14 protein-coding genes are annotated in these 13,377 nt (G+C 71.6%); 3 read left to right on the forward strand and 11 right to left on the reverse strand.

The window, feature by feature from the left end:
- The 6 genes from ACLIYP_RS02940 to ACLIYP_RS02965 all read right to left on the reverse strand — a co-directional run bounded on the left by ACLIYP_RS02940 (position 1) and on the right by ACLIYP_RS02965 (position 4,760).
- Positions 1-564, reverse strand: coding sequence for a type 1 glutamine amidotransferase (locus tag ACLIYP_RS02940; protein ID WP_412711558.1), 564 nt, complete (start codon positions 562-564; stop codon positions 1-3).
- 12 nt (positions 565-576) lie between these two features.
- A complete protein-coding gene (locus tag ACLIYP_RS02945; protein ID WP_412711559.1) occupies positions 577-1,380 on the reverse strand; it encodes an amino acid kinase family protein in 804 nt (267 codons plus the stop codon).
- A complete protein-coding gene (gene argC, locus ACLIYP_RS02950; RefSeq protein ID WP_412711560.1) occupies positions 1,377-2,441 on the reverse strand; it encodes an N-acetyl-gamma-glutamyl-phosphate reductase in 1,065 nt (354 codons plus the stop codon). The genes ACLIYP_RS02945 and argC overlap by 4 nt, the downstream gene beginning before the upstream one ends.
- Positions 2,438-3,289: an ATP-grasp domain-containing protein gene (locus ACLIYP_RS02955; RefSeq protein WP_412711561.1), complete on the reverse strand. Its 852-nt coding sequence runs from the start codon at positions 3,287-3,289 to the stop codon at positions 2,438-2,440. Before ACLIYP_RS02955 ends, argC begins: the two co-directional genes overlap by 4 nt.
- Before the next feature lie 26 nt (positions 3,290-3,315).
- Positions 3,316-3,501, reverse strand: coding sequence for a lysine biosynthesis protein LysW (locus ACLIYP_RS02960; RefSeq protein WP_093850969.1), 186 nt, complete (start codon positions 3,499-3,501; stop codon positions 3,316-3,318).
- A 104-nt stretch (positions 3,502-3,605) separates the two neighbouring features.
- Positions 3,606-4,760, reverse strand: coding sequence for an isopropylmalate synthase (locus ACLIYP_RS02965; protein WP_412711562.1), 1,155 nt, complete (start codon positions 4,758-4,760; stop codon positions 3,606-3,608).
- 294 nt (positions 4,761-5,054) lie between these two features.
- On the opposite strand from ACLIYP_RS02965, the gene ACLIYP_RS02970 reads away from it, so the two are divergent.
- Together ACLIYP_RS02970 and ACLIYP_RS02975 are read left to right on the forward strand one after the other, a co-directional pair.
- The gene (locus ACLIYP_RS02970; RefSeq protein ID WP_412711563.1) at positions 5,055-6,221 is read left to right on the forward strand and encodes an acyl-CoA dehydrogenase family protein; all 1,167 of its coding nucleotides are present in this window, start codon (positions 5,055-5,057) and stop codon (positions 6,219-6,221) included.
- 152 nt (positions 6,222-6,373) lie between these two features.
- Entirely contained in the window at positions 6,374-7,594 is a 1,221-nt protein-coding gene (locus ACLIYP_RS02975) for an acyl-CoA dehydrogenase family protein (RefSeq protein ID WP_412711564.1), read from the forward strand.
- 149 nt (positions 7,595-7,743) lie between these two features.
- Here the strand turns inward: ACLIYP_RS02975 and ACLIYP_RS02980 are convergent, their stop codons facing one another.
- Both ACLIYP_RS02980 and ACLIYP_RS02985 read right to left on the reverse strand, forming a co-directional pair.
- Entirely contained in the window at positions 7,744-8,502 is a 759-nt protein-coding gene (locus ACLIYP_RS02980) for a response regulator transcription factor (RefSeq protein ID WP_412711565.1), read from the reverse strand.
- A 370-nt stretch (positions 8,503-8,872) separates the two neighbouring features.
- On the reverse strand, positions 8,873-9,472 hold the full coding sequence (locus tag ACLIYP_RS02985; RefSeq protein WP_412711566.1) for a ScbR family autoregulator-binding transcription factor: 600 nt from the start codon (positions 9,470-9,472) through the stop codon (positions 8,873-8,875).
- 190 nt (positions 9,473-9,662) lie between these two features.
- Between ACLIYP_RS02985 and ACLIYP_RS02990 the strand changes: the two genes are divergently transcribed.
- Positions 9,663-10,559: a ScbA/BarX family gamma-butyrolactone biosynthesis protein gene (locus tag ACLIYP_RS02990; protein WP_412711567.1), complete on the forward strand. Its 897-nt coding sequence runs from the start codon at positions 9,663-9,665 to the stop codon at positions 10,557-10,559.
- A 74-nt stretch (positions 10,560-10,633) separates the two neighbouring features.
- On the opposite strand, the gene ACLIYP_RS02995 is transcribed toward ACLIYP_RS02990, so the two are convergent.
- The 3 genes from ACLIYP_RS02995 to ACLIYP_RS03005 form a co-directional block, all read right to left on the reverse strand.
- Positions 10,634-11,398: a glucose 1-dehydrogenase gene (locus ACLIYP_RS02995; protein WP_412711568.1), complete on the reverse strand. Its 765-nt coding sequence runs from the start codon at positions 11,396-11,398 to the stop codon at positions 10,634-10,636.
- A 296-nt stretch (positions 11,399-11,694) separates the two neighbouring features.
- Positions 11,695-11,925 carry a DUF6458 family protein gene (locus ACLIYP_RS03000; RefSeq protein ID WP_412711569.1) on the reverse strand — a complete coding sequence of 77 codons (231 nt, stop codon included), beginning with the start codon at positions 11,923-11,925 and terminating at the stop codon, positions 11,695-11,697.
- Between the two features lie 122 nt (positions 11,926-12,047).
- Entirely contained in the window at positions 12,048-13,337 is a 1,290-nt protein-coding gene (locus ACLIYP_RS03005; RefSeq protein WP_412711570.1) for a M18 family aminopeptidase, read from the reverse strand.
- Positions 13,338-13,377: the final 40 nt, after the last annotated feature.

Below are 13,377 nucleotides of genomic sequence, written 5' to 3' on the forward strand. Positions count from 1 at the left end.
TCACCGGTAGAGCTGGGCGAAGCCGCGCAGGATCTCCAGGCCGTCGCTGCGGAACTCCAGATGCGCCTGGGAGCCGAAGATCCTCCCGTCGTCGGAGCGCAGGAACTCCACGGGTGCGTGCCCGGAGCGGCCGATGGACCGGAAGCCCTCGGGGGCCTCCCGCAGGTACAGGGTGTGGCGGTGGAAGACGGTCACGGTGGGTTTGACGTAGGTGAACAGCGGCTCTTCCTTGTCGACCTGGGCGTCGTAGCCGCCGACCCGCTGCGGGCCCTCCGCCAGCCGGCCGCCCGCCGCCACGGCCATGAGCTGCATACCGCCGCAGATGCCGAGGACCGGGACGCCGGCCCCCATGACGAGGTCGACGAGTGGCCGGTAGAACGCGGTGTCACAGGCCCGTACCTTGGTGCCGCTCAACACGATGGCCTGGTAGCGGCCGCCGAGGGTGGCGGGCACGGACGCCACGTCCACCGCGTCGGTCCGCGACCCCAGCTTCTCGAAGCGTGCGCGGAGCTGTTTCAGGGACAACGTGCCGTTGTTGACGACGAGTACACGGGGTTGCGCCATGCGCGGGACTCCTCACGTACGGGTGATGACGGTTCCTGTACGGCCGGCGAGCAGGTCGGTGACCGGTGCGCTGCCGATGACGACCCGGTCCACTCCGCCGTCGAGGGCCTCGCCGGCCGCGCGCAGCTTCTTGCGCATGCCGCCGGTGGCGCCCTTGTCGCGGAACTCGGCCGCGGCCCGTGCGCCGATCCGGGACACCGGCTCGCCGTCGATCAGCAGATGGGCGACGTCGGTGACGAGGACGAGGTCGGTGGCACCGGTGGCGGCGGCCAGGGCGGCCGCCGCCCGGTCGGCGTCGGTGTTCACCTCCCGGCCCTCGGCGTCGCGGGCCAGCGGGGTCACCAGGCAGGCGTGACCGGGCTGGAGGTTCTTCAGCCGTGAGGGGTCCACGGCGGTGATCGGGCCGACCAGGTTCTCCAGTTCGACCAGCTGCTTGTTCCGCCACCACCAGCGCTCGCCCTCGCCGGCGTGGACCAGGCCGTCGCTGCCGAGGAGCCGCTCCGCGGTGATGCCGTACCGCTCCAGCCGGCCGATGACCTCCTCGCCCAGCCGTGCGCTGACGGTCCTGATGTCCGCGATGACCTCGGGAGTGGTCCACCTGCTCTGGTTGCCGTACCGGTCACGCAGGATCGCCGAGGGGTCGCGGTAGCGGGGGTTCAGCTCTCTGAGGGGTCTGGACCAGCCGTGCACGAGCACCAGCGGGTGTTCCCGCCCGTGCCGGGCCAGGTCGTCCCACCAGGACTCGGCCAGATCGTCGAGGCAGCTGCCGCCCAGTTTCACGACGGTGGGAATCCGCTCACGGGAGGGTCCGCTCATGCCGGCATCACCGGCTGCATCGCCAGACCCGTCTCCTCGGGCAGGCCGAAGCGCTTGTTCACGGCCTGCACGGCCTGGCCCGCGGCGCCCTTGACGAGGTTGTCCAGGGCGGCCAGGACGACGATCCGGCCGCCGGCCCGGTCGTCCTCGTCCCGCAGGACCGTCACGTCGCAGAAGTTGGAACCGAGCACGGCCTGCGGGTCGGGCACCGGGATCAGGGTCTCCGTGTGCCGCCTGACCCGCACGAACCGGTGCTCCTTGTAGAACCGCAGGTACGCGCGCTGGAGTTCGCGCTGGTCGATGTCCTCGTCGGTGAAGACGTAGGAACTGGTGAGCAGGCCGCGGACGTGCGAGACGCCGTAGGCGGACATCGACAGGTGCCCGACGGTGCCCGGCTTGCCGCGGTCCAGGAAGTCGCCGACCTCCGCGGCGTGCCGATGGCCCACGGGCGCGTACGGTGCGATGGCGCCGTTGCGCAGCGGGTGCAGGTCCGCGGTGCGCAACTGCAGGCCGCCGCCGCTGGAGCCGCTCTTGCCGTCCACCACCACGGTCTTCAGGTTCAGACCCAGTCCGAGGGTCAGGGGGGCGAGCGCCAGGGTGATCGAGGTGGCGTAGCAGCCCGGCAGCGAGATCAGCGAGGCGTCCGCCATCTGGTCGCCGACCAGTTCCGGCACCCCGTACACGAAGCGGTCCACGAGGTCGTCGCGCCGCTTCACCCCGGGGTACCAGCGGTCGTGCAGTTCCGGTGTGCGGATGCGGAATGCGCCGCTGAGGTCGATCACGACGGGAACCCGGTCCGCGAGCAGCGCGGCCAGTTCCGCCGAGACCGGTGCCGGGGTCGCCAGCAGGACGACGTCGACCCGGTCGGCGATGTCCGTGGTGACCGGCTGCACGGTCAGGCCCAGGTCGAGGCGGAGGCCCGGGTGCAGCTGGGCCGGGCGCCTGCCGATGTTGGAGGAGCCGCCGAGGAAGGTCAGCTCCAGGTCGGGATGCTGGGTGATCAGTCTGATGAGTTCGCCGCCGGCCAGCCCGGAGGCGCCGACGACTCCTACCCGGATCACGTGAGTGCCTCCTGCAGGTGGCGGGTGATGGCCCGCGGGATGTCCGCCCCGGTCGCCTCGGCTACCGCCTTGAACGCGGGGGCGTGGTTGACCTCGTTGACGACGTGCCCCTCGGGGGTCTCGAACAGGTCGATGCCGTAGATGCCGGCGCCGAGCGCGTCCACCACACCGTCGACGATCTTGGTGATGGCGGGGTCGTGGTCCAGGGCCCGGCTCTGATTGCCGAGTGCCGCGTTGCTGCGCCAGTCCCCGCCGGCGCTCGCGAACCGCGCGGTGGCGACCAGCTCGCGGCCGACGACGAAGCACCGGACGGAGGCGCCTCCGTCCAGGTACGGCTCCACCAGCGCGGCCTGCTCGAAGCCGTGCCCGAGGTCCTCGACGTAGTCGTAGACGGACTGGGCCGTGTCGGCGTCCCGGATCAGGGTGACCCGCTTGCCCATGCCGCCGAAGACGGGCTTGAGCACCACGGGCGGCGGCATGTCCTCCAGCGCCCGCTCGAAGTCCCGGCGGGACAGCACGAGCCGGAAGGGCGCGGCCGGGACGCCGGCCCGGCGCAGGACGGTGCGCAGCTCGAGCTTGTTCTCACAGGCCCGGATGGCCGCGGCGGAGTTGACGGTGCGGATGCCGGACGCCTCGGCCAGCGTGGCGACCAGGCCGCCCCGGGTGTAACTGCGGCTCCGGACGAGGACGGCGTCGTACCCGGACAGCGACGCGGGGTCCGCGTCGCCGAGGCACAGTGATTCGTCGTTGACCCACTCGACGGTCAGACCGGCCTCGGGCGCGACCTGGATCAGCCGGCGCTCCTCCCAGCTGATCCGGTCCGCGACGATGGCGATGGTGGTACCCATGGATCGTCTCCTCCGCGGGTTGTCGCTCACTGGCCCCAGTCGCGCAGCTGCACCTCGACCATCTGGAGGGTGAGCACGCCGTCGCGCACGTCCTCGACACGGAGGGTGAGCATGCACTCGGGGCAGGACAGGGTCTCGCCGTGGACCATCGGCGGCACGGTCAGGTCGGTCTCGCACTCGGGGCAGGAACCGGCAAGGGCGGCGGTGGACATGGACGACTCCCGGTGGGGGTGAGGTGGGTGGTGTGGGTGGGATCGGTGATGTGGGTGGGACGGGGAAGGCGCTGAGGACGCCGGCGACCCGGTGGAAGACGGGGTCATGCGGCCTGGAAGTCGACGGCGGCCTTGCGGATGGCGTCCCGGTCGAGCAGCGGACGGCCGTCGCGTTTCTGCCGCTCGATCAGCCATGGCGTGAGGGCGTCGGGGTCGACGGGGATTCCGGATCCGCTCAGCGCCCATGTGACCAGGCTGGGCGTCAGGCGGGTGCGGACACGCAGCTCGCGCTGGTTGCCGACGAGTTCGGCGGGCAGCGTCTCGTACGCCTCCGGGTGGGTGAGCTGGCCCGGCAGTTCGTAGGCGAAGGCGTGCGGCGTGGTCGGCCCGGACTGGAAGGCGTCGCCGAGACCGGCCCCCTTCAGGGCGATCCGCGACAGCTCCGTGAGGTGCCTCAGGTCGAAGCGGGTGTCGCCGTGGATGACGCGCAGGGCGGTGAGCAGCTCCGCCAGCGGGGCGTTGCCGCCGCGCTCGCCGATGCCGCCGACGGTGACCGAGACCCACTGCGCGCCGGCGCGGACGGCGGCGAGCGAGTTGGCGACGGCCATGCCCAGCATGTTGTGCGAGTGGATCTCGATCTCGGAGCCGTCGATCGCGGTGAGGTCGGAGATCACCCGCTCCATCTGCCAGGGCGAGAGGTACGCCACGGTCTCCGCGAGGCGGAACCGGTCGGCCCCGGCCTCGAAGCCGGCGGTGACGTACGGGACGAGCCGCTCCCTGGGGGTGCGGGCGCCGTCCTCGCCGCTGAAGGTGACGTGGAAGCCGCGCTCCTTGGCCTGTGAGATCGCCGAACGGGCCAGTGCCTGAAGGAACTTGGGGCTGGGCGAGCCCAGCTTGAGTCCGGCGTGCTGCTCGGAGGTGGGGATGGAGTACATGATGTGGCGCACACCCAGCCGCTCGGCCTCGTCGAGCGCCTTGGCGACCTGCTGGCGGTCACGTACGACCACGAGCGTCATGCTGCGTTCGGGACCGACGGCCTCATGGGTGGCCAGGACGAGATCGGCGTCCTTCGAGTTCGGGCCGGAGACCATTCCGACCTCGACCAGCTCGATACCGGTCCTGACCAGCAGGCGGGCGATGGCGGCGGCGTCTTTGGGGCCGAACTCGACACCCGCCATGTGCGCGGAGTCCCGGAGCGTGGCGTCCGACAGACGCGGCGTTCCCTGCCCGGGACCGCCCTCGTGCTGTGCAGTTTCCATTGCGCTCTCCTTTCCGCTCCACGAACGGAGGTGATGCGGTGCGGATAGGTGAACATTTTGAAAGGGGTCCGTGTGAGGAAACAACGGATCCCATGTCAGAGGTACGTCAAGCACTGTGTCGGAATGTTATGAAGGGAAATCTCCGGCAATTCTTGAGGGGGCTCGCGAAAAATCACCCGACGGAACACCCCGGTAAGCTCCCGGATGACTAACGTGGTACCACCCGAACATTTCGTTCCGTGTTTCCGTCCGGCCGTACACGGAACCCCTGGACAAGGGCAGAGAAGGGATACCATGGTGTTTCCGCATTCTCCTGGAGAACCCGGCTCGGAGCCGTCGCTGGCCGAAAAAGCCCGGGAATTCGCCGACCGTGTCGCCCGTCCCACCACCGCCGACCGCGACCGGGCCCGTCAGTGGGACCCGGCCCTCTTCGCCGAGCTGGCCGGCGCCCGTACCGGGCCCGGCCTCGCCGGTCCTCTCGTACCGCGCCACCTGGGCGGCGGAGGCCTGTCCGCCGTCCAGACGTGTGCCCTGCTCCAGGGCCTCGGCGAGGGGGCCCGCGATCCGGGTCTCGCCCTCGCGACGGCCGTGCACGCGGTCCTCGCCACCGTGCCGCTGCGCGTCTTCGGCACCGCGCGGCAGCAGCAGCGTTATCTGCCCCGGATGGCCTCCGGCCAGTGGCGGGGCGCCCTCTCCCTGCACCAGACGCAGGGTGCCGCCCTCGCTCCCGCGGTCACCGTCCGCTCCGCGGCGGACGGCCGGGTGCTCAACGGCGAACTCGAGCTGGTTGCGGGCGCGCCGCAGGCCCACCACTTCCTGATCGTCGCCGACGAACTCGGCGGTGGCGGCCGTACCGCGTTCGTGGTGGACCGCGCCACGGCCGGAGTGCGGGTGACGGAGACCCGGTCCGAGGCGATGCGCACCTGTCCCTGGGGCCGGCTGACGCTGGACGACTGCCACGTCCCGGACGACGCCGTCCTCGGTACCCCACGCGGCGCCGCGACCGAGGTGGAACCCCTGCTCGCCGCGCTGGACTGGGTGTTCTGCAGCGCTCCCTGGCTGGGGGTGATGCGTGCGCTGACCCGGGACGCCGTGGACCACGCCCGGGAGCACCGCCTCTTCGGCCGACCGCTGTCCCATGGCCAGTCCGCGCGCCTCACCCTGGCGGACATGGCCACACGGTGCGAGCTGGCCGCCGTACTGCTCCACCGGGCCGCCGAGCAGTTCGACGGCGGCGGGCGGCCCTCGCAGCGGGACGCGGCGAGCGCCCGTCTCTTCACGGCCAGGGCCGCCCGGACGGTGGTCGAGGGTGCGGCCGGCCTGGCTCCTGCCGGGCTCCTCACCGGTGGCGACGGCCTGATCGGACGAGCCCACCGGGACGCGCTGTTCCTGGCCACGGTGGGCGGCGGCGACGAGGTGCTGCGGCCGGTGATCGCGGCGTCCGAGCTGGAACTGGGCTGAGCCCCTGGCCGGGCCCGGCGCTTCGACCGGCCCGCCCGCCGGGCGGGTCCCGGCTCCCGGCCTCCCCTTACCCGGCCCCCTCGGGGCCCGGGCACTTCGGGTCCCGGCCGGCCCGAAGGAGCGGCTACCGACACGAAGGAGCAGCTACCGACATGAACGTCCAGCGAAGCGGCACCGACGCCGCACCGAGTTTCCCCGGCATCGCCGGGCGGGCCGCCGACACCGACGCGGCGGCCCGCATACCGGCACAGAACTGGAAGGAGATCGCGGACAGCGGATACCTGAGGCTGTTCCACCCGCGGAAGATCGGCGGCACGGGTGCCGACGGCCCCGCCCAGGTGGCGGCTATGGAGGCGCTGGCCCGGGCCTGTCCCAGCACCTACTGGTCGGCCACCGTGTCCGCGCTGCTGTGCGCCAACCTGATCTCCACCTACGGCGATCACGACACACACGCGCGGCTGCTGGACGGCCTGCTCTCCGGACGCCTCCTGGCCGCCTTCGCGGTGGTGGAGACGAGTGCGGGCAGCGACGCGGGCACCTACCGCACGACCGTGCGCCGCGCAGGGCCGCCCGGCGGCGGCTTCGTCGTCAACGGGGAGAAATCCCGGATCACCAACGCGCCCGACGCCGATCTCGCCGTCACCCTGGCCCGGCGGGAGAAGGGGCCCGGCGACGACGGTCCCGACTGGTGCCTGGCGTTCGTGGACCTGCGGCAACCCGGCGTCCACCGGTACGAGATCCCGCGCATGGGGCTGCGCGGCATGCCCTGGGGCGGCCTGGTCCTCACCGACGTCCAGGTCGCGGAGACCGATGTCGTGCCCGTCCCCCTGGACGAGCTCTCCGAGGGCATGACCTGGGGCTGGCTGCTGGTCTCCGTCGCGGCCGTCGCCATCGCCGAATCGGCGCTGGCGGCCTCGGTACGGCACGCCCGGGACCGCGTCTCGTTCGGACGGCCCCTGGCGCACATGGAAGGGGTCCAGGCGCAGATCGCCGAGTCGCGCGCCCAGATCGACGCCGCTCGCCTGCTGGCCCGGCGGGCGGCGACGGAGCGCGCGGCGGGCCGTTCGGCCCGGACCCTGATCGCCATGCTGAAGATCTACGCCACGGAGATGGCGGTCGAGGTCACCGCGCGGGCCGTGCAGATCCACGGGGCCAGCGGGGTGACCGAGGGCCACGAGGTGGCGCGTCTCTACCGGGACGCCCAGATGAACGTCATCGGCGCCTTCGCCTCGAACCGGCTGCGCGAGCAGGTCGCCGAGGCGATGGGGCTGGGCTCGGCCGTCTACCAGGCCTTCGACTGGCTGAAGCCGAGCGGCCTCGGGCAGGATCCGGTGGGGCTGAGCGGCCTGTTCCAGCAGGCCGAGGCCGCCTGACGCCGACCGCACGGCCTCACACCGACGACGGTTCCGGCCGCCCTCCACCGCACCGCGGGTGGGGGGCGGCCGGAACCGTGCCGTCTGCCGCCGCCCTCGCCGTGGCCCCGGCCGCCCCGCGTCGTTGCGGTTCTCCGCCGGGTCGTTTCCTAACCGTGGCCCATGCGGTATCCGACGCCGCGTACGGTGATGACCCAGTTATTCGATCCGAGCTTGGCCCGTAAGCTGCGCACATGGGTGTCGATGGTGCGGCTGGAATCCATCCAGCTGGTGCCCCACACGCGGGACATCAGTTCCTTGCGGGAGACGACGTCCTCCGCGTTCTCGGCCAGCACGCGCAGCAGCTGGAATTCCTTGGCCGTGACGTTCACCGGATTTCCGCGCAGGCTCACCTCGTGGGTTCTTCCGTCGATGCGCAGCGGGCCGACGGAAATGATCTGGGCAGGCTTCGGCCGCGGATGCGTCCGGCGCAGTACCGCCTCGATACGGGCCAGGATCTCCCGCCAGCCGCACGAGGTGACGACGCAGTCGTCCGAGCCGGCCTGTAAGGCCAGGACGCGGTCCAGTTCGGTGTCGCGGGTGGTGACGGCGATGATCGGCTTGTCGCCGTGCTTCCTGATCGACCGGCAGACCTCCAGGCCGTCGACGTCGGGCAGGTCGAGGTCGAGCAGGACGAAGTCGGCGTGCTGATGGGTGTTCAGGGCCTTGGCGCCGGTGTCCACGCTGTTCGCGGTGTACCCCTGCCTGCGCAGCTCCCGCACCCACGTATCGGCCACCTCGGCCCTGTCCCCGACGACCAGCACGCGGATCATCCTCGTCCCGGCGGCCGGCTCGGCGCGCGGAGTGCCGCTGTGTGCGCGATGCCGCTCGGGTCCAGCAGGAGCCAGTGGCGCAGCGTGCACTGTCATCACTCCCCCTTCGCACGCTCTGACTCCATTAAAAGAACACACGTCCTGTTATTTGTACAGCCCGACAATCGCCATTAGTACCAACTAAAGCGCTTAAGTCGGGCATATTTGCTCGGAGCTGGAATGCTCATGCCTCACAAAAGCGACTTTTTGCCGACGTCGAGACACTGGAAAACCGAACGCCATACAAGTACTCTTCTCCTCGACAGCGGCAGCCCCTCCTTCGGGGGCTCCATCGGCTGCGCCGGAGCGTGCCGCTGGCCGACGGCCCCAACGCGCCGTCGTTTCGGGTCACTGCATCACGGGGGGTGTGCAAGTGAGAATTCCTGGTATGACGTCCAGCGTGGAAGCCCGCCACGCCCCGAGCCGTTCACTGCGTGTCGACGGCCTCGGGGTTCTCCTCGCGCAACAGTCGCTCGGCCCGGTAGGGGGACGAGTCGACCCTGGCGAGCACCGCGGGCGTGACGATGTTGGGCAGCACCAGCTGGTACAGCATCGAGATCTCCCCGGTTAGCTCCAGCCCGTCCCCCAGCGCCTCCGTCACCAGCTGCACCCCGGTCCACGAGCCCACGACCGCGCGTGAGACCGCCGCCGGATCGGCGTGCGGGAGCAGCTCGCCCCGCTCCTTCGCCTCGACGAGCAACTCCCGGCCGACTGTCACCCAGTCCGGCCAGCGGGTGCCGAACAGCCGGCGTGCCTTGGGGTCGACGGACAGGCGTATGGCCGCGCGCAGCACCGGCTCCCGGGGTACGCGGTAGGCCAGCAGCAGCCCCAGATCCACCCACTCCTGCACCTTGAAGGGCTGCGGCCGCAGCCCCTGCCGGGTCACCGCCTCGTCCAGCACGGCCCGCGCGATGTCCTCTTTCGACGCGAAGTGGAAGTAAAGCGCCCCTCTGGTCAGTCCGGCTCGCTCCACCAGCGCCGCGACGGTCGCGGCGTCGTAGCCGACCTCGTTGAAAAGGCTGGCCATCGCTTCCAGGATGCGGTTGCGAGTGCGAATAGCGCGCTCCTGTCTCGCCATCCTAACCTCCGACAACCTCTCCACCTGCTCCCGCGGTAGCCGCACGGTGAACCAGTCAAAAAACAGAACCATCTGTAGGTTATCAACGTGAGGCGCGGGAGCGGGCACCACCGTCAGTCATCTGTCCGGAAGGAGTCTCATGTCCATCGACGCACTCCCAGTCTCTCCCGGTCTTCCCGAGCTCTGCTCACCGGCCGAATTGGGCGAGTACACGCATCTCAGGCACAGCGCGACGATCCTCATAAAGGACTGGCGCGCGGCCGGCCGGGACACCTTCGTGCTCGGCGTGCGCAGACCCGCCGGCAGAGGGACCGGCGGGTACGATCCCCGGCTCCTGGCACAGGTCATCCGCCAGTGCGGGCTCTTCGTGGCGCATGCCGCGTACGGGGTTCCCACGGGCCACCACACACTGCTGCACACCCTGAACATCACGATGGAGTCCGGGCTCCGGGCAGACGAGGGCGGGGAGTTCGAGGCCGTGGTGACGGTCACCCGGGCTCCCGGAAGCGCCACGCGCCTCACCATGGCATTCCGCGTCCGGCGCGACGGTGCCGACATCTGCCTGGCCGACACGGAATTCGGCTGGATCTCTCCGGCGGCCTACCGCCGGGTGCGCGGACAGCACACGCCCGCCGACTGGGGGCGCTGGCACCTGCCGGTCCCCGTCGCGCCCCGGCTGGTCGGCAGGGTGAGCCCGGACGACGTACTCCTGGCGGACGGTGGCGGCGGCTGCCGGTGGCGGCTGCGCAACGACGTGTCCAACCCGCTGCTCTTCGACCACCCGGTCGACCACGTGCCCGGCCTGGTCCTGCTGGAGGCGGCCCAGCAGGCGGCGCACGCCGCCGTCCACCCCGAGTCCGTCGAACTCACCGACGTCGCCATCCGCTACACGCGGTACGTGGAGTTCGGCGAGCCGTGCTGGATCGAGGCCGAGGTACGTCCGGCGGTCCCGGCCGGCCGGTTCACGATCGGCGTCACGGGCCATCAGGGCGGACGCGCGGTGTTCCGGGCCCGGCTGACGGGGTTACGCGCGTAGCCGTGCGGATCGGCCGTGTGGACGGCGTTGCCGGAGCGCTGCCCGGGAACGCCGTCCACGGGCGTCGTCCACGGTCAGCGGTTGACGAAGCCGCCGTCCACCGGCACCACCGCCCCGGTCAGGAAGGGACAGCGGTCGCTGAGCAGCCAGGCCGCGGCGGCCGCGATCTCCTCCGGCTCCGCGGTACGCCCCTGCGGGGTCACGGCGTGCGCCAGTTCCTCCATGCCGGGATTGCGGGAGAACCAGTCGGCGGTGATCTCGCTGCGGGTGGTGCCGGGGGCCACCGCGTTCACCCTGACGCCATGCCGCGCGTACTCGTCCGCCGCCGCCCTGGTGAGGCCGATGACCGCGTGCTTGGAGGCGATGTAGGGGGCGGCGGCGGGAACGGCCACCAGGCCGGCCACGCTGCTGTTGTTGACGATCGCCCCGCCACCGCGCGGCAGCATCGCGGCTATCTCCTGACGCAGGCAGTTCCACAGGCCGCGCACGTTGACACCCATGATGGCGTCGTAGACGTCGTCCGGCATCAGGTGTAACGGGGTGCGGTCACCACCGATCCCGGCGTTGTTGAAGGCCGCGTCCAGCCGTCCGTACTCGGTCACGGCGAAGTCCACCGCCCGTGCCGCGTCCGCGGCGAGCGTCATGTCGCCCACCACGTAGGAAGCCTCGGCTCCCTTGTCTCTGAGTTCGGCCACGATGGCCGCCAACCGTCTCTCCCGGCGCGCTACCAGGACCACGGCCGCGCCTTCCTGGCTGAAGACGTTCGCGGCCGCGGCGCCGATGCCGCTGCTCGCTCCGGTGATGAGGATCGTCTTGTCGGTGAGAAGTCCGTTGCCCATGGCGGCATTGTTCCTGCGCGGGCGGGGCCGGAAAGAGACGCTAACGGGCCTCAGACGCCGTGCGGTGGCGAGGAACCGACCCATGCGGGCCTCCGGTGCGGTGCGGCAGTCCCGGAGCTGCGGGTTCCGCCCGCCGGAAGCCCGGCACCACCGCGCTGCGGCGGTCCGGCGGGCGCTCAGCGCCCGCCTCGGGCGCGCTCGCGCCGCCGCGGCCCGGCGCCTTCCCGGGCGGCCCGGCCGCGTCCGGGTGGCCGGAATCGTCTCTCCTCCCGTGGCGCGGAGCGCACCCCGGCCGGTCAGGCGCGCCACTGGTGGCGGTGGTTCTCCTCGATGACCGGGGCCGCGGGGCTCGGCGGCTGCACACGGCGGCGCTTGAAGATGGCCACGTAGGACGCCAGCCCGATGAAGCCGACGGCCATGAGGATCAGGCCGATCACATCGAGGTTGACCCCGGAGAGCTCCCAGCTCACCCCGAAGGTCAGGATCGCGCCCACCGCGATCAGTACGATGGTCAGTGCCATGCCCATGAAAAACCGCCTCCGTCCGGCTGGTTGAGGGCTCGTTCAACCAACCGGGTACCCCTGGGCGGGACTTGCATTCGGGGCACCGTGCGCAGCCCCTCGTGGTCCGCCCCGCCCGGGCGCTCCCGTCAGGCCTCCAGAAAGGCCGTCAGGGCGTTCGCCAGCAGGAACGGGTCGTCGGCGCCGCACAGTTCGCGGGCGGAGTGCATCGACAGGATCGCCACGCCGATGTCCACGGTGGCGATGCCGTGCCGCGCGGCGGTGATGGGGCCGATCGTCGTGCCGCAGGGGACGGCGTTGTTGGAGACGAACGACTGCCACGGCACCCCGGCCCGCTCGCAGGCGGCGGCGAAGACGGCGCGGCCGGTGCCGTCGGTGGCGTAGCGCTGGTTGACGTTGACCTTGAGGATCGGGCCGCCGTTGGGCATCGGGTGGTGGCCCGGCTCGTGGCGCTCGGGGTAGTTGGGGTGCACGGCGTGGCCGGTGTCGGAGGAGAGGCAGACGGTGCCCGCGTACGCCCGCGCGCGGTCCTCGGGGCCTCCGCCGCGGGCGAGGACGGAGCGCTCCAGCACGTTGCCCAGCAGCGGGCCGTCGGCGCCGGTGTCGGACTGGCTGCCGTTCTCCTCGTGGTCGAAGGCGGCCAGCACCGGGACGTACGGCAGGTCCCCCGCCTCGGCGGCCGCGATCAGGGCGGCGGTCCCTGCGTGGACGGACAGCAGGTTGTCCATGCGCGGCCCGGCGAGCAGTTCGCGGTCGCGGCCCAGGTAGGCGGGCGGCTCGACGCTGTGGACCATCAGGTCCCAGCCGGCGATGTCGGCGGCCTCCAGGCCGGCCTCGGCGGCGAGGAACTCCACCAGATCGCCCTCGCGCGGCTCGCCCAGGCCCCAGACCGGCGTCATGTGGCGCTGCCGGTCCAGCTTCAGGCCCTCGTTGGCCTGCCGGTCGAGGTGGATGGCGAGCTGGGGGACGCGCAGCAGCGGGCGGTCGGCGTTCACCAGGCGGGTGGAGCCGTCGCGCAGCACCAGCCGTCCGGCCAGGCCCAGATCGCGGTCGAGCCAGGTGTTGAGCAGGGTGCCGCCGTAGATCTCGACGGCGATCTGCCGCCAGCCGGCCGCGCCGGTGTCCGGCACGGGCTTGACGCGCAGGTTCGGGGAGTCGGTGTGGGCGCCGACGATCCGGAAGGGGGTGGCGGGCACGGCGCCCCCGGGCACGTACCAGGCGATGATCGCGCCGCCGCGCAGCACGTACCTGCCGCCGCTGTCGCCGTCCCACGCGTCCGTCTCGGCCAGCCGCCGGAAGCCCGCCTTCTCCAGCCGCTCGGCGGCGGTCGCGACCGCGTGGTACGGGGTGGGCGAGGCCGTGAGGAAGGAGGCCAGGTCGTCGGTGTGGCCACGGTCGAAGCGGCGGGAAGTGCTCATGCGTCCCAGCATACGAACGGCGGTGGCCCCGCTCCCCCCT

The organism is Streptomyces nanhaiensis, from assembly GCF_046614825.1.
GTDB lineage: Bacteria > Actinomycetota > Actinomycetes > Streptomycetales > Streptomycetaceae > Streptomyces > Streptomyces radiopugnans.